This window comes from Streptomyces sp. NPDC059718, from assembly GCF_042733315.1.
GTDB lineage: Bacteria > Actinomycetota > Actinomycetes > Streptomycetales > Streptomycetaceae > Actinacidiphila.
The window spans coordinates 100,383-116,290 of record NZ_JBHWGA010000024.1 but is presented as its reverse complement, the minus strand read 5'-3'; the positions used below and the strand labels follow the sequence as shown (position 1 = coordinate 116,290).

Annotated in this window: 15 protein-coding genes; 7 read left to right on the top strand and 8 right to left on the bottom strand. The window is 72.7% G+C overall.

The annotated features are described in order from the left end of the window. Positions 1-147 precede the first annotated feature (147 nt). The 5 genes from ACFV3E_RS26210 to ACFV3E_RS26190 all read left to right on the top strand — a co-directional run bounded on the left by ACFV3E_RS26210 (position 148) and on the right by ACFV3E_RS26190 (position 5,601). Complete coding sequence (locus ACFV3E_RS26210; RefSeq protein ID WP_500536859.1) at positions 148-2,748, top strand: sensor histidine kinase; 2,601 nt, start codon at positions 148-150, stop codon at positions 2,746-2,748. Continuing rightward, the gene (locus tag ACFV3E_RS26205; protein WP_500536858.1) at positions 2,748-3,263 is read left to right on the top strand and encodes a roadblock/LC7 domain-containing protein; all 516 of its coding nucleotides are present in this window, start codon (positions 2,748-2,750) and stop codon (positions 3,261-3,263) included. Before ACFV3E_RS26210 ends, ACFV3E_RS26205 begins: the two co-directional genes overlap by 1 nt. Beyond that, the gene (locus tag ACFV3E_RS26200) at positions 3,263-3,688 is read left to right on the top strand and encodes a DUF742 domain-containing protein (RefSeq protein ID WP_500536857.1); all 426 of its coding nucleotides are present in this window, start codon (positions 3,263-3,265) and stop codon (positions 3,686-3,688) included. Before ACFV3E_RS26205 ends, ACFV3E_RS26200 begins: the two co-directional genes overlap by 1 nt. Before the next feature lies 1 nt (position 3,689). Then, positions 3,690-4,292 carry a GTP-binding protein gene (locus tag ACFV3E_RS26195; RefSeq protein WP_500536856.1) on the top strand — a complete coding sequence of 201 codons (603 nt, stop codon included), beginning with the start codon at positions 3,690-3,692 and terminating at the stop codon, positions 4,290-4,292. 73 nt (positions 4,293-4,365) lie between these two features. Next, positions 4,366-5,601 carry a styrene monooxygenase/indole monooxygenase family protein gene (locus ACFV3E_RS26190; RefSeq protein ID WP_500536855.1) on the top strand — a complete coding sequence of 412 codons (1,236 nt, stop codon included), beginning with the start codon at positions 4,366-4,368 and terminating at the stop codon, positions 5,599-5,601. 53 nt (positions 5,602-5,654) lie between these two features. Here ACFV3E_RS26190 and ACFV3E_RS26185 read toward each other — a convergent pair whose 3' ends face one another. Continuing rightward, on the bottom strand, positions 5,655-6,281 hold the full coding sequence (locus ACFV3E_RS26185; RefSeq protein ID WP_500536854.1) for a DUF4328 domain-containing protein: 627 nt from the start codon (positions 6,279-6,281) through the stop codon (positions 5,655-5,657). 244 nt (positions 6,282-6,525) lie between these two features. Here ACFV3E_RS26185 and ACFV3E_RS26180 point away from each other — a divergent pair, with 244 nt between their 5' ends. Further along, complete coding sequence (locus tag ACFV3E_RS26180) at positions 6,526-7,950, top strand: selenium-binding protein SBP56-related protein (RefSeq protein ID WP_500536853.1); 1,425 nt, start codon at positions 6,526-6,528, stop codon at positions 7,948-7,950. Positions 7,951-7,963: 13 nt separating this feature from the next. Here the strand turns inward: ACFV3E_RS26180 and ACFV3E_RS26175 are convergent, their stop codons facing one another. The 7 genes from ACFV3E_RS26175 to ACFV3E_RS26145 form a co-directional block, all read right to left on the bottom strand. After that, positions 7,964-8,983: a zinc-dependent alcohol dehydrogenase family protein gene (locus ACFV3E_RS26175; RefSeq protein ID WP_500536852.1), complete on the bottom strand. Its 1,020-nt coding sequence runs from the start codon at positions 8,981-8,983 to the stop codon at positions 7,964-7,966. 88 nt (positions 8,984-9,071) lie between these two features. Next, positions 9,072-9,656, bottom strand: coding sequence for a TetR/AcrR family transcriptional regulator (locus tag ACFV3E_RS26170; protein ID WP_500536851.1), 585 nt, complete (start codon positions 9,654-9,656; stop codon positions 9,072-9,074). A 101-nt stretch (positions 9,657-9,757) separates the two neighbouring features. Beyond that, entirely contained in the window at positions 9,758-10,906 is a 1,149-nt protein-coding gene (locus tag ACFV3E_RS26165; protein WP_500536850.1) for a C40 family peptidase, read from the bottom strand. A gap of 126 nt (positions 10,907-11,032) precedes the next feature. Then, positions 11,033-12,622, bottom strand: coding sequence for a chitinase (locus ACFV3E_RS26160; RefSeq protein WP_500536849.1), 1,590 nt, complete (start codon positions 12,620-12,622; stop codon positions 11,033-11,035). A 154-nt stretch (positions 12,623-12,776) separates the two neighbouring features. After that, on the bottom strand, positions 12,777-13,043 hold the full coding sequence (locus tag ACFV3E_RS26155) for a DUF8847 domain-containing protein (protein WP_499513943.1): 267 nt from the start codon (positions 13,041-13,043) through the stop codon (positions 12,777-12,779). A gap of 34 nt (positions 13,044-13,077) precedes the next feature. Beyond that, on the bottom strand, positions 13,078-13,833 hold the full coding sequence (locus ACFV3E_RS26150) for a TetR/AcrR family transcriptional regulator (RefSeq protein ID WP_500536848.1): 756 nt from the start codon (positions 13,831-13,833) through the stop codon (positions 13,078-13,080). A gap of 30 nt (positions 13,834-13,863) precedes the next feature. Further along, complete coding sequence (locus ACFV3E_RS26145) at positions 13,864-14,766, bottom strand: AurF N-oxygenase family protein (RefSeq protein ID WP_500536847.1); 903 nt, start codon at positions 14,764-14,766, stop codon at positions 13,864-13,866. 52 nt (positions 14,767-14,818) lie between these two features. Between ACFV3E_RS26145 and ACFV3E_RS26140 the strand changes: the two genes are divergently transcribed. After that, complete coding sequence (locus ACFV3E_RS26140; RefSeq protein WP_500536846.1) at positions 14,819-15,901, top strand: ferritin-like domain-containing protein; 1,083 nt, start codon at positions 14,819-14,821, stop codon at positions 15,899-15,901. The last annotated feature ends 7 nt before the right edge of the window (positions 15,902-15,908 follow it).

Below are 15,908 nucleotides of genomic sequence, written 5' to 3'. Positions count from 1 at the left end.
GCGGGGGACGCACATCTGCATTCCGGGGCGGCCTGAGAAGGTCGGGACGATGCCGGGATGAGGCCAGACGTTGCCGTGCTCGGCGCTCGGCCGATGTGTCGTCATCTCGGGACCAGTGGACCAGGCGAGACGGGATAGCGAGCACCGGTGCGAACACGACGTAACCCGCGGACCAAGCGCGTACGGCAGAGACTGCTGGGCGCCCTGCTGATCTGCGCCGTCACGGTCCTGGCCGCCTCCGCCCCTGGCATGGCCACGGGCGTGCGCGATCTGGCCGAGTCCCAGCGGCTGGTCGGCATGGCGCGACTGGAGGCCCAGGCGGTCTCGTTGTCCCATGCCCTGGCCGACGAACGCGACGGCATGGCCGTCTTCGTGGCCGGCGGCCGCTCCACCGAGGGCGGCACGGGCGTCTCCGAGGCCCAGCGGGAGCGGGTCGACCGCCAGGTCCAGGAGGTGCTGACGGCGGCGGCCGACACCGACACCGACGACGCCCCGGCCTTCGCCGACGCGACCGCCGAGGTCGTCCGGCAGCTCGGGGAACTCCCCGCCGTCCGGCAGAAGGTGCTCTCCGGCCCCGGCTCCGCCGAGGCGGCCGTCGCGGCCTACGACCCGGCGGTCCGGGCGCTGAACGGGGTCGGCGCCGCCGTCGCCCGCTCGCTGCCCGCCCGCGGCGCCTCCGCCGACACCACCGCGCTGCCCGAACTCGCCCGCGCCGTCGACCAGGCTTCCGTCCAGCGCGGCCTGCTGGTCGGCGCGCTCACCGCGGGCGGCGAGGAGTCCGCCCTGGTCGGTGCCGCGCAGACCGCCGCCGTCAGCGAGCGGTCCGCGCTCGCCGACTTCCGCGGCGGGGCCTCGCAGGCCGCGGTCGAGCAGTACGACCAGACGGTCACCGGCTCCGACGTCAACCAGGCCGACAAACGCCTGAAGCAGCTGCTGAACAGCTCCTCGCTGTCCGCCGCCGACCGCGCGCTCAAGCCGGGAGCGGTCCAGGCGGCGCTCTCCGCGCGGATCGACATGATGCGCGGTGTCGAGTCCTCGCTCGCGGCCGCCGCCGCCGACCGGCTCGCCGCGCTGCGCGACGACGACGTGACGGCCCTCGAACTCCACGTCGCCCTCGCCTCCGTGTGCTTCCTGCTCGTCCTCGGCGTCGGCGTCTCCACGGCCCGCTCCATCACCCGGCCGGCCGCCGCGCTGGGCCGCTTCGCCCGCGGGGACGTCCCCGCGGGCGAGCAGGTCAGGATCGTCGGCTCCGACGAGTTCGCGGCGACGGCCCGGGCGGTCAACGCGCTCCGCGCCGAGGTCGGCGGGCTGCGCGAGCGCGTCGCCGCGCAGGACGCCGAACACACCAAGCTCCAGGGCGTACGGGACGCCCTCGCCGCGGAACGCGACCTGCTGCACGGCCGGCAGGAGGCGCTCACCACGCGCCTGGGCAGCCTGCAGGGCAACGTCCACGGCACCTACGTCAACCTGACGCTGCGCACCCTCGGTCTGGTCGAGCGCCAGCTCACGCTGATCGAGCGGCTGGAGGAACTCGTCCACGACCCGGACGAGCTCGCCCAGCTGTTCAAGCTGGACCACCTGGCCACCCGCATGCGCCGCAACAGCGAGAACCTGCTGCTGCTCGCCGGAGCCGAACACGGTCACGCGCAGCCCAAGCCCGTCCCACTGGTCGACGTGGCGCGCGCCGCGGTCTCCGAGATCGACAAGTACGAGCGCGTCCGCATCCAGCAGCTGCCCGCGGGACGCATCGCCGGCTTCGCCTCCGACGACCTCAGCCACCTGATCGCCGAGCTCCTGGAGAACGCGGCCGCGTTCTCCCCGCCGGAGACCGAGGTGGAGCTGTCCGGCTGGATGCTGGAGAGCGGCGAGCTGATGCTGTCGGTCGAGGACCAGGGCATCGGCATCCCCACGGCCCGGCTGGACGAGCTCAACGCGCTGCTGACGCAGGCCGATCCCGCGGAGCAGGCCTCCGGCGGCGAGGCCACCGGCATGGGCGTCTACGTCGTGGCCCGGCTCGCCGCCCGGCACGGCATCCGCGTCCAGCTCCGCGACGCCAAGCGCGGCGGCACCACCGCCGTGGTGGTCGTCCCCGCGGCGCTCACCGCGCCGGCGGAGGACCCGGACGGCCCGCAGACCCCCGTGGAGGCGGCCGTCGCGGGTGAGCCGTGGCAGCCGGGCACGGCGCTGCGGAGCGCACGCGACGAGCAGGCCGTAAAGGCGGAGCGGACGGCACCGGCTGCCGTGGAGCCCGTGACGGAGCCGTCGTCCGATGAGGCGCCCGGACCCGGGGGCGACGCCATCGAGCACGCCCGCGCCGACCAGCACGCCCCCGCCCCGACGCCCGCCCCGGAAACCGGGCCGGCACCGGTCGAGGCGGCCGAAGCGGCCGAGGCGGCCGAGGCGCCCGCGGTACCGGCTCCGGCCTCCGCGGAGGTGCCGGACGGCGTGGCGCTCACCGCCAAGGGGCTCCCGCAGCGGGTGCCGCGGTCCACGGGGCTGTCGGGTGAACCGCAGCTCCGTGGGCGGGCCCGGGAGGGCGGCGGCGTGGACCCGGAGGAGCTGCGGCGCAAGCTCGGCGGTTTCGCCCGGGGTCTGCGCGACGGCCGGGCGGAAGCCGCGGCCGAGACGCAGGAGATCCGGCGCGGCCTGCCCGCGCCGAGGGCGGCCGCGGACGCGGCCGCGGCAGAAGGCAGTTCGGGGGGACACCAACAAGTCGAAGCCGAAGGCGTCGAGGAGGCACGCGGTTGATGTCGGCCGGTACGGACACCCAGAGTGAACGGGGCCTGAGCCACGAGGCACGTGGTCTCCAGTGGCTGCTGAGCAATTTCGTGGAGGACGTGCCCGGGGTCCGCTCCGTGGCCGTCGTGTCCTCGGACGGACTGCTGCTGCTGACCTCGGAGCCCGAGGACGAGGCCGACGCGGCTGACGAAGGCACGGAGGACGGCGCGGCCGGACCCCCCAAGGGCCCGGCGGGCACCTCCGCCGACCTGGCCACGGTGGTCTCCGGCATCGCCTCGCTGACCGACGGCGCCGCGCGCCTGATGGACGGCGGCGGCGTGCGCCAGACGGGGGTGGCGATGGAGAACGGCAGCGTGTTCGTGATGACGATCGGGGACGGTTCGCTGCTCGGCGTCCACGCGGACGCCGAGTGCGACATGAGCGTGGTGGCCTACCACATGGCCCTGTTCGTGGGCCGGGCCGGCCACGTGCTCACCCCGGCGCTCCGCACGGAACTGCGTCAGGCGATCGAGGGGGGCCGCTGATGCGCCGTCCGGTGATCGCCGCGGCCCGGGCGGCCGCCGTCCTCCCCGTACGGGGTGCCGGGCGCAGGGCCGCCCGGGTGCGCCCGTACGCGCTGACCGGCGGCCGTACGTCCTTCGGCCACGTGCTGCTGGTGGAGACCTTCGTCGCGACGATCGACGGCTCCCCCGAGCGCAGGGAGCTGACCTCGGGCAGCTGGGCCGAGCGCGTCATGCCGGAGATGCGCGCCATCGTGGAGCTGTGCCGCCGGATGCGCTCGGTGGCGGAGATCTCGGCGCTGCTGCGCATGCCGCTCGGCGTCGTCCGGGTGCTGCTCAGCGACCTGGCCGATCAGGGAAGGATCCGCGTGTACGGGACCGGGCACGGGCCCGGCGCCCCGGATCGCGCACTGCTGGAGAGGGTTCTCGGTGGACTTCGCAGGCTCTGACATGTCGTCCCTCGCGGAAGAAGACGGCCTGCAGGAGTGGCAGCTGGACGTGAGCCAGGCCCCCACCTCGACCAAGATCGTGGTGGCGGGCGGCTTCGGCGTGGGCAAGACCACCTTCGTCGGCACGGTCTCGGAGATCACCCCGCTCACCACCGAGGCGGTGATGACCAGTGCCAGTGAGGACATCGACGACCTCGGGTCCACCCCGGAAAAGACCACCACCACGGTGGCGATGGACTTCGGCCGGATCACCCTCGACCGGGAGCTGGTGCTTTACCTGTTCGGCACCCCCGGCCAGCAGCGCTTCTGGTTCATGTGGGACGACCTGGTGCGCGGGGCGATCGGCGCCGTCGTCCTCGCCGACACCCGCCGGCTGGCCGACGCCTTCCCGGCACTGGACTACTTCGAGAGCAGCGGCCTGCCCTACGCCGTGGCGGTCAACCGCTTCGAGGGCACCACCGCCTACGACGAGATCGACGTCCGCGAGGCGCTCGCCGTGCCGGACGAGATCCCGGTGGTGATATGCGACGCCCGCGACCGCCAGTCGGTGATCCAGGTACTGCTGGCCCTGGTCAAGCAGGCCCTCGTCGCCCAGCCGGAGTAGCAGTCTTCCGGCGGAGTCGTGGGGACGCCCGCCGGACGCATCCCAGCCGCACCGTACGAGAGAGCATGCCGCCTTGCGCAAGATACTGATCGTGGGAGCCGGCCAGTCCGGGCTCCAACTGGCCCTGGGCCTGCAGTCCCGGGGATACGAGGTCACCGTCATGTCCAACCGCACGGCGGACGAGATACGCCAGGGGCGTGTCATGTCCACCCAGTGCATGTTCGGCACGGCGCTGGGCCACGAGCGCGACCTCGGCCTCGGCTTCTGGGAGGACCAGACCCCCCGGATCGAAGGCCTGGGGGTCTCCGTCGCCGCCCCCGACGGATCACGGCCCATCGACTGGGTGGGACGGCTCGACGCGTACGCGCAGTCCGTCGACCAGCGGGTGAAGATGGCCGGCTGGCTGGAGACCTTCGTCGAGCGCGGCGGCAAGCTGGTCGTGCACGGCGTGACCGTCGGCGACCTGGACTACTTCTCCCGCGCCTACGACCTGGTGATGGTCGCGGCCGGCAAGGGCGAGCTGGTCTCCATGTTCGGCCGGGACGCCGAGCGTTCCCCGTACGACAGCCCGCAGCGTGCGCTGGCCGTCGCCTATGTGCACGGCCTCGGCCCGCGCCCGGAGCACCCCGACTTCCACGCGGTGCGGCTCAACATGGTGCCCGGCGCCGGCGAACTGATCGTGATCCCGGCGTTCACCACCTCCGGCCCCTGCGACATCCTCTTCTGGGAGGGGCTCCCGGGCGGTCCGCTCGACGTCTTCGGCGGTGTCAAGGACCCGCAGGAACACCTGCGCATCACCCTTGAACTGATGGAGCGTCATCTGCCGTGGGAGTACGACCGCGCCCGTGACGTGGAGCTGACGGACGCCGGCGGCACCCTGGCCGGGCGTTTCGCGCCGGTGGTCCGGCGCCCCGTCGCGGAACTGCCCTCCGGCGGGCTGGTGCTGGGCGTCGCCGACGTCGTCGTGGCCAACGACCCGATCACCGGGCAGGGCTCCAACAGCGCCTCCAAGTGCGCGGCCGCCTACCTCGACGCCATCGTCGAGCAGGGCGACAAGCCCTTCGACCGGGACTGGATGGAGTCCGCCTTCGCCCGCTTCTGGGCCACCGCCGAGCCGGTGACCAAGTGGACCAACGCCCTCCTCGGCCCGCCGCCGGAGCACATCCTGGGCCTGATCGGTGCCGCCGGGCAGTTGCCGTCGGTCGCCGACCGCTTCGCCAACGGCTTCGACGACCCGTCGGACTACGAGTCGTACTTCTACGACCCCGGGGCGACCTCCGCCTACCTGGCCTCGGCCGCCGGGGCCTGACGGCCCCGCGGCGCCGGCGGTGCACGCCGCCGGCGCCGGACGGCCCGCCGCCCTCAGCCGCGCAGGCGCGTCCGCTGCATCGCGGCGAGCCGCAGCACCACGGCGATGCACAGCGCCCCCGCCAGGACGTAGAGCGCGGCACCGGCCGTCTCCGCCGCAGGCGGGCCCGTGGTGGCGGAGGGGGAGGCGAGGAGCTGCGCCGCCACGAAGAGCAGCCACCACGAGGTCAGCAGCACACTGGTGCGCCGTGGGCGTCCGGGCGGCGAGCTGGCGGCCCAGATGTCGTTGATGATCCGCTTGGGCAGGACGAAGCCGGCCAGCGGTATCAGCCACGCGCCCGTGGTCCAGCCGCGCCGCATCCGGTGGCCGCCGGGCGCCAGCGCCTCGGCGTTCACCCGCATCTGCCACAGCCAGCGCAGGAACACGACCCCGGTGAGCACGAAGGCGAGATGGCTCAGACCGGTGAGGGTGACGACCTCGTCGCCGCGCGCGAGGGCGGCGGCCGAGCCGCCGGCGGCGCGGTCGAGGAAGAGCCGGGCGACGAGCAGCGCGGCGTTCACCAGCACGCAGACCCCGAGCGCGGCCACGACGAGGACGGTCGTCGCCTTGGGGACGAAGACCGGCTCGCCCTCGGCCGGCCGCACGGGCGGGGACATGACGCCGGCGTCGTCGTGGATCACGAAGCCGCAACCTAGCGCCGGCCCCGCCATCCGGTCCAGTGCCGCCCGCGTCCCGGCAACCGGGTCCGGCGCGGGGCGGGCCGTCCGGGCGCCCGGGGTCCCGCCTTGGCACCTCCCCGGGGCTGTGAAACGCTCGTCGTACGGGACATCTGTCCGGCGTCCGCACACAGATCCCGCACGGCCGGGCCCGGTCGTCCGCCGCAAGGCCCCTGGTCCGGGCTCCCGTACGGGAGAGGGAACAGCCATGACGACGACCGAGCACGACCGCGACGGCCACCGTGACCCCACCCTGTACCGCACCCCGGCGGACGCCGTCGCCGCGCCCGCCGAGAAGCTCGCCTACGTCGTCGGGTTCGACCCGGCCGGAGAGCGCCCGGACGCACTGTTCACCGTCGTCACCGATCCGGGATCCCCGTTGAACGGCCAGGTGGCCGCCCGTGCCGAGATGCCCGACCGGGGCAACGAACTGCACCACTTCGGCTGGAACGCCTGCTCGAGCGCGCTGGCCCACGCCGGCCACCACCACGCCGCGCGGCGCTACCTCATCGTCCCGGGCCTGCGTTCCTCCCGGCTGCACGTCCTCGACACCGGCCCCGATCCCACCCGTCCGAGCCTGGTCAAGGTGGTCGAGGCCGGGGAGCTCGCCGCCAGGGCCGGTTACTCGCGGCCGCACACCCTCCACTGCGGCCCCGACGGGGTGTTCCTGTCCTGCCTCGGCGGCGCGGACGGCGCGGACGGGCCCGGCGGCGTCGCGCTGCTGGACCACGAGACCTTCGACGTGCTGCGGGCCTGGGAGAGCGAGCGCGGACCGCAGTCGCTCGCCTACGACGTCTGGTGGCACTTGCGCCAGAACATCGCCGTGACCAGCGAGTGGGGCAGCCCCTCGATGATCGAGGACGGGCTCGTGCCCGAACTGCTGCTGGACCGCCGCTACGGGCACGCGGTGCACTTCTGGGACCTGGACACGGGCCGGCACCTGCAGCGCGTCGACCTGGGGGACGAGAACCAGATGGTGCTGGAGCTGCGTCCCTCGCACGACCCCGAGGCCACCTGGGGGTTCGTGAACACCGTCGTCGACGTCGAGGACCTGTCGGCGTCGGTGTGGCTGTGGACCCGGGAGGGCGGCGACTTCACGGTCCGCAAGGTGATCACCCTGCCCGCCGAGCCCGCCCGGGCGGAGGACCTGCCCCCCGCGCTGCGGCCGTTCGGCGCCGTGCCCCCGTTGATCACCGACATCGACCTGTCGGTGGACGACCGGTGGCTGTACGTCTCCGCGTGGGGGACCGGTGACCTCCACCAGTACGACGTGGGCGACCCGCTCCGGCCGAGGCGGACCGCGTCCGTGCGGCTGGGCGGCATCACCGGCCGGCAGACGCACCCCGCGGAGCCGGACGTCCCGCTGACCGGCGGAGCGCAGATGGTCGAGCTCAGCCGCGACGGACGGCGGGTGTACGTGACGAACTCCCTGTACGCCGCCTGGGACGCGCAGTTCTACCCCGAGGGCATCGACCCGTGGATGGTCAAGCTCGACGCCGACACCTCACGCGGCGGGCTCCGCGTCGACAGCGGCTTCTTCCCGCACGGCCCGGACTTCCGGGGACTGCGGGTGCACCAGACGCGCCTGGAAGGCGGCGACGCCTCCTCGGACTCGTACTGCTACCGCCGCTGACCACCGGGCACCGTCACCCGGCGACGTCCACGACGACCTTGCCCCGGCCCTCGCCGCGCTCGACCACGCCGTGCGCCTCGGCGGCCGTGGCCAGGGTGAAGCGGCGCGGGTCGACCAGCGGCCGCAGCGCGCCGGCCTGCGCGAGGGCGGCGGCCTCGCGCAGGATCGCGCCGTGGTGCTCGCGCCCGCGGCCGGTGAGCATCGGCAGCAGTGTGAAGACCCCGGAGTAGCTGGCACCGCGGAAGGACAGCGGCGCGAGGCTGTGGCTGCCCCAGCCGAGGGCGCTCACCACATGGCCGGTGTAGGTGCGCACCGCGGTGAAGGAGGCGTCGAGCGTCTCCCCGCCGACGGTGTCGACGACGACGTCGAAGCCCTCGCCGCCGGTGTGCTCGGCGACGTAGGCGTCGACCGGGGTGGCGGTGCGGTCGATCGGGGTCGCCCCGAGAGCGGCGATGGTCTCCAGGCTGCGCGGCGAGCCGGTGGCGAAGACCTCGGCACCGCGGGCCCGGGCGAGCTGGACGGCCACGTGCCCGATGCCGCCGGCACCGCCGTGGACGAGCACCTTCTGCCCCCCGTGCACGCCCGCCCGGTCCACCAGGCCCTCCCAGGCGGTGATGAAGACCAGCGGGAGCGCCGCCGCCTGACGCATCGTCAGCGCGGCGGGCTTGCGGGCCAGCAGCCGGGCGTCCACGGCCGCGTACTCGGCCAGCGACCCCTGGAGGTTGCCGACCCCGCCGGTCATGCCGAAGACCTCGTCCCCGGGTGCGAAGCCGGTGACGTCCGCCCCGACCTCCTCGACGACGCCGGCCAGGTCGAGGCCGAGCACGGCGGGCGGCCGGGTGCGGGCGTGGGTGGCCTTCCCGGCGCTGATCTTGGTGTCCAGGGGGTTCACCCCGGAGGCCGCGATCCGGACCAGCACCTGGCCGGGGCCGGGTACGGGGGTGCGGATCGTGCCGAGGACGAGGGGGCTGCCGAACTCTTCCAGCAGGACCGCGCGCATGGTGGTGGCCACCGGGGGGCGGGAGGAGGTCATCGGATGTCCTTTCGAACAGACAGGTCTGTTTGATTCGGGTCGAAGGAACGCCCTCGTCCCCATGGCGCGGACGAGGGCGCGGCCGGGATCAGACGGCGGGCGGGCAGGCCCGCTCGACCGCGGCCCGCGCCGCGGCCTTGGCGGCGGCCGGCATCGCCGGGTCCTGTTCGAGCTTGCCCGCGGCCAGGGTGCCGTCGACGAGCAGGGTCAGCTGCAGTGCCAGCTCGTCGGGGTCCGCGGCGCCGGCCGCCTCGGCCAGCCCGCGCACCCATGCCCGCACGGCCCGCTTGTGCGCCAGGGTCACCTCGTGCGGCAGGCTGCCCGGCTCGCTCTCCGCGGCGGCGTTGATGAAGGGGCAGCCGTGGAAGCCGTGGCGCGCGTACGAGGCCGAGACGGCGTCGAACAGGCCCACCAGCTGCTCGCGGGGATCGTCCCCGGCCGCCAGTGCGGCGGCGCGCAGCCTGCCCCGCCAGGAGTCGTCGACCCTGCGCAGGTACGCGGCGGCCAGTTCGTCCTTGGAGGGGAAGTGGACGTAGAGCGTGGACTTGGCCACGCCCGACTCGGCGATGATCCGGTCGACCCCCACGCCGCGCAGGCCGTGCGCGGCGAACAGCGCCTCGGCCGTGGTCAGTATGCGCTCGCGCGCCGGGGGCCGCTTCGCGGTCGTGGGCATGGTGCTCACCGTGGTCCTCGCCGGGGCCCGGCGGGCCCCTCACGGCAAAACTAACAGACAGGTCTGTCCGATGCCGGTGAGTCCCCGGTCACACCGCGGCCTCAGGAGTTCGAGGTGCCGCCGAGCGGGGTCGGGTCGTGGGCCGACTTGGGGGCGACGGGGGAGACGTAGTGCTTCATCGACGGGTCGTCGGAGTCCGCCCGGACGGCGCCGAGGACCGGGTTGGCGGCGATCGGGGAGATCTTGACGACGCCGCCCGGGCGCGGGGCCTGGATGACCATGCCGTTGCCGATGTACATCGCCACGTGGGTGGCGCCGGGGAAGTAGACCACCAGGTCGCCGGGGCGCAGCAGGTTCAGCGGGACGTGCGGCAGCTGCTTCCACTGCTCCTGGCTGGTGCGCGGGATGGTGGTGCCCGCGTGCTCCCAGGCCTGTGAGGTCAGGCCCGAGCAGTCGTACGCCTTCGGGCCCTCGGCACCCCAGACGTAGGGCTTGCCGAGCTGGGCGTAGGCGAAGCTCAGCGCCCTGTTGCCGGCCTTCGACGGCGCGAGTGCCGTGCTGCCGAGCCGGCCGGACCGCAGGAAGGCCGCCTGCGCCTGGTCGATGCCCTGCTGCTCCAGTTCCTGGAGGTCCTCGATCTGGGTGCCGGTCAGTCCGGCGAGGATCCGTTCGACGTCGGCCAGCTGCCGCTCGATGTCCTCCTTGGCCTCGCGCTGCTTCTTCTCCAGCTGCTCCGAGCCGTCCAGCGCGTGCTGCTGGGCCTGGTTGAGCGCGGCGATCCGCTTCTCGCCGTTCTCCAGCTGGGCGACGAGCTCGGCCTGGCTGCCGGCGGCGCGGTCGAGCATGTGCCCCTGGGTGAAGGCGTCCTGCGGGTCGTTGCTGAGCAGCAGGTTGAGGTACGGGGAGACGCCACCGGACTTGTACTGTTCCCGCGCCAGCTGCCCGGCCAGGGCGCGGGCGTCACTGAGCGCGGTGCGCTCCTCGGCGAGCTGGTGGTCGAGGCGGTCGGCCTTGCTCTGGTTCTCATCGAGCTCGACCTTGGCCTGGTCGTAGGTCTCGGTGGCCTGCTCGGCCTTGTGGTAGAGGTCCTGCAGCTGCTCCAGCAGCACGACGAGCGTCCGGTTGTCCGGCGCCGGATCGTCGGGAGCGGCGTAGGCCTGGGCGGGGATCCCGAGCGCCGCGGCGGCCAGCAGCGTCCCGCAGACGAGTGCCCTGCGCACCCACTCCTTGGGCCGGTGTGCTGCTGACATCCCGTCACCTCCGCCTGTTCCACCGATACGTGCGGGTAGATCCTTACATGATCGGGTCGGCTAGGACAGAGGGACGGGCCGGAACGGGCGGCTCCGCCGGTCGCTGAGCCACCCGTTCGTCCGGCGTCATCCGAAATAGGTGTCGAAGTTCCGCTGGAATTCCCAGTTGCTGTACTTGTCCCAGTTCACCGACCAGGTCATCAGACCGCGCAGCGCGGGCCAGGTGCCGTGGGTGGCGTAGCCGCCGCAGTTGACCTTCCGGGTAAGGCAGTCGAGCGCCTTGTCCACCTCGGCCGGGGTGGTCCAGCCGTTGCCCGCGTTGCTGCTGGCGGGCAGGCCGACGGCCACCTGCGACGGGGAGAGCGGGGGGAACACCCGGGAGGTGTTGCCCGCGACCGGGAAGCCGGTGAGCAGCATGTCGGTCATGGCGATGTGGAAGTCGGCGCCGCCCATCTGGTGGTACTGGTTGTCCAGTCCCATGATCGGCCCGGAGTTGTAGTCCTGGACGTGAAGGAGCGTCAGATCCCCGCGCAGGGCGTGGATCACCGGCAGGTACGCGCCCGCCCGCGGGTCCTGGGCGCCGTTCGGGCCCGGGCCGTAGAACTGGTACCCGAGCTGGACGAAGAAGGTCTCGGGGGCCATGGTCAGCACGAAGGCGGCACCGTACCTGGCCTTGAGGGTCTTCAGTGCGGAGATCAGGTTGACCACGACCGGGGTGGTCGGGTTCCGGAAGTCGGTGTCACCGGCGCTGAGGGAGAGCGAGTGGCCCTCGAAGTCGATGTCGAGGCCGTCCAGTCCCCAGGTGTCGATGATCTTGCCGACGGAGCTGACGAAGGCGTCGCGGGCGGCGGTGGTGGTGAGCTGGACCTGGCCGTTCTGGCCGCCGATGGAGATCAGCACCTTCTTGCCCTGCGCCTGCTTGGCCTTGATCGCGGCCTTGAACTCCGCGTCGGACTCCACGTTCGGGCACTCGGCGACCGGGCAGCGGTTGAAGCGGATGTCGCCGGAGGTGGTGGAGGTGGGCTCGCCGAAGGCGAGGTCGATGTAGTCCCAGCTCGCGGGGACGTCGGCCATGCGGACGTAGCCGGAGCCGTTGGCGAAGCTGGAGTGCAGGTAGCCCACGAGGGCGTGGGAGGACGGCGCCGGATCGGTCGGTGTGGGGGTCGGCGTGGGGGTGGGAGTGGGGGTCGGTGTCGGCGTCGGGTCGGTGGGGGTCGGGCTGGGCGTCGGGCCGCCGGGCCCGGTCAGCGACAGGTCGTCGGCGTAGTACGTGGGCTGCGCGTACCAGCCGTGGACGTAGACCGTCGCGCTGGTCTGGTTCGGGCCGGTCGTGAAGCTGACGTTCAGCTGCTGGTAGGCGCCGCCGGTGCCCGGGGTCCAGGTGCTGGTGCCGCCGTCCACGCCGATGTAGACGTAACTCCCCTTGACCTGCGCCGAGAAGGTGTACGCCGTGTTGGGGGCGACGCCCACCGTCTGCCGGCACTGCGCGGTCGCGGTGCCGCTCGGGGTGCCGGCGAGGGCGCGACTGCCGCTCTTCGCCTGCCCGGTCACCACCTGGGTGGTGCCGGAGTCGCAGCTCCAGCCGGACAGGTTGCCCGACTCGAAGCCTCCGTTGACCAGGAACTCACCGGCGTGCGCCGTGGGGGCGAGGGCGACCAGCCCGCCGAGGACGGCGGTGCAGGCGAGGGTCGCCGTCGCGGCGACGAGGTGTCTCATGGGGGCCGCTCCTTCGGGGGCGAGAAGAAGTGTGCATGACAACTCGCAGCAAACAGGTCTGGACCAATCCTGTCAATGGTCCGGACCATTCCCGTGGCCGGTCACCCGGATCACCCGTCCGGCGGCGGTCCGCCCGCGCGACCGCCCCGGCGGCTCACGTCCGCGGTTTCGACCAGGGCCAGCGCGGCTTCTCCGGCCGGTTCCCCTCCGGGTCGTAGACGAAGACCCAGCGCGTACGGCGCTGCGCGCGCGGCCCGGGACTGGGCTCGCGATGATAGACGTGCACGACGGGCGGTGCGCCGTCCTCCTGCGGCACCGGTACCTCGTACACCTTCGGGGGCTGCCCGGTGATGCCGGTCAGCACCCCCAGCACCCGGCCGTCCAGCGGCCCTCCGACGAATTCCGTGTCCTCATGCCTCACGGGGTCAGGGTAGGCCCTGCGGCGGGGGCCACGTTCAGGAAACGGCAGGTGGGAGCAGATGTGCGACTGCCTGGGCCAGCGGGGTCACCCGGCGGGCCAGGTCGCCGGCGGGGCTGCCCGCGGTCTCCCGTTCCAGGGCGGCCAGCGCGACCGCGGCGGTCTCCTGGTCGGTGGTGGAGCTGACCAGCAGCAGCGCGATGAAGTGGTCCACCAGCCACCGCCGCAGCTCCTGGGCGGGGGGCTGCTTGCCCTCGTCCAGCCAGGTCAGCGAGACGGCTTCGACGCTGGCGATCCAGGAGCGCACCATCATCGCCAGCCGCGGTCCGGGGTGCGGCGCTCCCAGGTGCATCAGGATCTGCTCGGCCGCGCCCCGCCGCACGCCGTCCACGATGGCGTCGGTCCGGCTGGTCTCCGCGACGCTGCCGCCGCGCAGCAGGGCGGAGTACGCCGCGTCGTGCTCGTCCACGTAGGAGAGGTAGCGGTCCAGCGCGTTGGACAGGCGCTGGGTCATCTCGCCCTCCGCGGGCTCCACGAAGCAGGCCCGCAGCTCCTCGGCGGCGTTGCGCATGGCGGCCTCGTACAGCTGCTGCTTCCCGCCGGGGAAGTAGCGGTAGACCAGGGGGCGCGAGACCCCGGCGGCCGCGGCCACGTCGTCGACCGAGACGTCCTCGGGCCTGCGGTGCCCGAACAGGTCCACGGCGGCGGCGAGCAACTGGGTACGGCGCTGCTCGACGCTCAGCCGGCGGTAGGCGGGAGCGGCGGCGGGCGCCGGCGTCGAACTGCCGTTCATGGACGCCAGCGTATCCGCCCGCGCGCCGTGCTACCCGAGAAGTCCCGAGCTGCGCCACATGCGCCGTACGCCCGGACCCTCGAACATGCCGATCTCCTCCAGGAAGTCCATCAGCTTCCGCGCCGCCTGCCGCATCACGTCGCGGCGGTGCGGGCTGGTGCGGGCCAGCTCGGCGGCGTACCGGGGGTCGAGCCCGACCGATGCGTACACCTGGGGGCTGATCAGCGACCGGGCGATCACTCGTGCGGCCTCGGCGGAGGAGATCCGGGTGAAGGCGATCTCCCAGCGCGGAGCCGAGCTCATCTGGCGGCGCAGCTCCTCGCGGGCGTAGCGGATGTGCCGGGCCTCCTCGACCACGTGGATGCGGGTGACGCCACGGGTCAGCGGCTGCACGCGCTCGTCCGGGAAGGTCAGCCGCTGCATCCAGTCGAGGATCTCCTCTGCGAGCAGGGTGCCGGTGAAGGAACCGGGTGTGGTGGAGACGGTCTTCAGCACCCGGCCGAGGTTGTGGTCCGTGCGCGACGGCTTGTAGACGGGCGTGCCGAGCCGGGTCACCAGCCGCGCGAACATCTTCGAGTGGCGGCACTCGTCGGCGATCTCGGTGAGCGCGTAGCGGACGTGCCCGCTGGTGGGGTCCAGGTCGTAGGAGTGCCGCAGCAGCAGCTGCATGAGGATGATCTCGAACCAGATGCCGATCGAGGCCAGCGACGCCGCCTCGTGCCGGCTCAGCTCGATCCGCTGTTCCTGCGACATGTGCTTCCACAGCGGGGTGTCGTACAGGGAGCACAGCTCCGGCGGCCAGAACCACGCGCCGTCCTCGAACGGGGCCTCCCAGTCCAGCTCGGTGTCGGGGTCGAAGGAGTGCTTCGCGGAGGCGTCGAGCAGCCGCTCCGCCACTTTTTCACGCGTTGCAAGAGGGGTGCCAGCGGTCATGCTCTTATGAGACTGTGTGTCAGCAAGCTCGTCAAGAGTCGAGGAGACGCCAATGCCGTCGCAGGACAACCTGTGGGAGATCCCGGCTTCCGGAGCCGCCCGCTTCTCCTGGGAGTACGACGACGGGCGCGACCGGCTGCTCGCCCTCTACCAGAAGGGCAAGGACAAGCAGTGGGACGCGGTCACCCGCATCGACTGGGACATCGAGGTCGACCCGTACGACCCGCTCGGCGTGCCGGACCAGAACATGACCGTCTACGGCACCCCCTACTGGGACAAGATGTCCGAGCGGAACAAGCGCGACATGCGCCGCGCCTACGCGTCCTGGCAGTTCAGCCAGTTCCTCCACGGGGAGCAGGGCGCCATGGTCTGCGCCGCCCGCATCGTGGAGTCGGTGCCCGACCTCGACGCCAAGTTCTACTCCGCGACCCAGACCATGGACGAGGCCCGGCACGCCGAGATCTACTCCCGCTTCCTGCGCGAGAAGGTCGGCATGGTCTACCCGATCAACGACTCGCTGCAGGCCCTGCTCGGCGACACCCTGCGCGACTCCCGCTGGGACATGCCGTACCTGGGGATGCAGGTGCTCATCGAGGGGCTGGCGCTGGCCGCCTTCGGCATGCTGCGCGACACCACCGACAAGCCGCTGCCCAAGCAGATCCTCGCCTACGTCATGCAGGACGAGGCCCGGCACGTCGCCTTCGGGCGGATGGCGCTGCGCGACCACTACAAGCAGCTGTCCGACGCCGAACTGCGCGAGCGCGAGGAGTTCGTCATCGAGGGCTGCTACCTCATGCGCGACCGGCTGCGCGGCGCCGAGGTGCTGGAGGACTTCGGCATACCGCGGCAGGAGGCCGAGGAGCTGAGCGAGCGCTCGGAGTACCTGCAGCTCTTCCGCAAGCTGCTGTTCAGCCGCATCGTGCCGTGCGTGAAGGACATCGGGCTGTGGGGCGAGCGGCTGCAGCGCGCCTACGTCGACATGGGCGTCCTGGAGATGGGCGACTCCAACCTCGACCTGCTGATGGCGCAGGACGAGGAGATCGCCGAGAAGCTCGACGCCGAGCGCTTCGCCCAGGAGGAGACCGAGCGGGCCGCCGAGGTCCATCAGGCCATCGCGCTGGGCGCCCAGGACTGACCGCGAC

What these genes read in the sequence shown, in the direction of transcription:
- ACFV3E_RS26205 (WP_500536858.1), top strand. Translation starts at nt 2,748, where the DNA reads ATGTCGGCCGGTACGGACACCCAGAGTGAACGGGGCCTGAGCCACGAG.
- ACFV3E_RS26175 (WP_500536852.1), bottom strand. Translation starts at nt 8,983, where the DNA reads ATGACCTCCTCCCGCCCCCCGGTGGCCACCACCATGCGCGCGGTCCTG.
- ACFV3E_RS26195 (WP_500536856.1), top strand. Translation starts at nt 3,690, where the DNA reads ATGTCGTCCCTCGCGGAAGAAGACGGCCTGCAGGAGTGGCAGCTGGAC.
- ACFV3E_RS26180 (WP_500536853.1), top strand. Translation starts at nt 6,526, where the DNA reads ATGACGACGACCGAGCACGACCGCGACGGCCACCGTGACCCCACCCTG.
- ACFV3E_RS26140 (WP_500536846.1), top strand. Translation starts at nt 14,819, where the DNA reads ATGCCGTCGCAGGACAACCTGTGGGAGATCCCGGCTTCCGGAGCCGCC.
- ACFV3E_RS26160 (WP_500536849.1), bottom strand. Translation starts at nt 12,622, where the DNA reads ATGAGACACCTCGTCGCCGCGACGGCGACCCTCGCCTGCACCGCCGTC.
- ACFV3E_RS26165 (WP_500536850.1), bottom strand. Translation starts at nt 10,906, where the DNA reads ATGTCAGCAGCACACCGGCCCAAGGAGTGGGTGCGCAGGGCACTCGTC.
- ACFV3E_RS26200 (WP_500536857.1), top strand. Translation starts at nt 3,263, where the DNA reads ATGCGCCGTCCGGTGATCGCCGCGGCCCGGGCGGCCGCCGTCCTCCCC.
- ACFV3E_RS26145 (WP_500536847.1), bottom strand. Translation starts at nt 14,766, where the DNA reads ATGACCGCTGGCACCCCTCTTGCAACGCGTGAAAAAGTGGCGGAGCGG.
- ACFV3E_RS26170 (WP_500536851.1), bottom strand. Translation starts at nt 9,656, where the DNA reads ATGCCCACGACCGCGAAGCGGCCCCCGGCGCGCGAGCGCATACTGACC.
- ACFV3E_RS26150 (WP_500536848.1), bottom strand. Translation starts at nt 13,833, where the DNA reads ATGAACGGCAGTTCGACGCCGGCGCCCGCCGCCGCTCCCGCCTACCGC.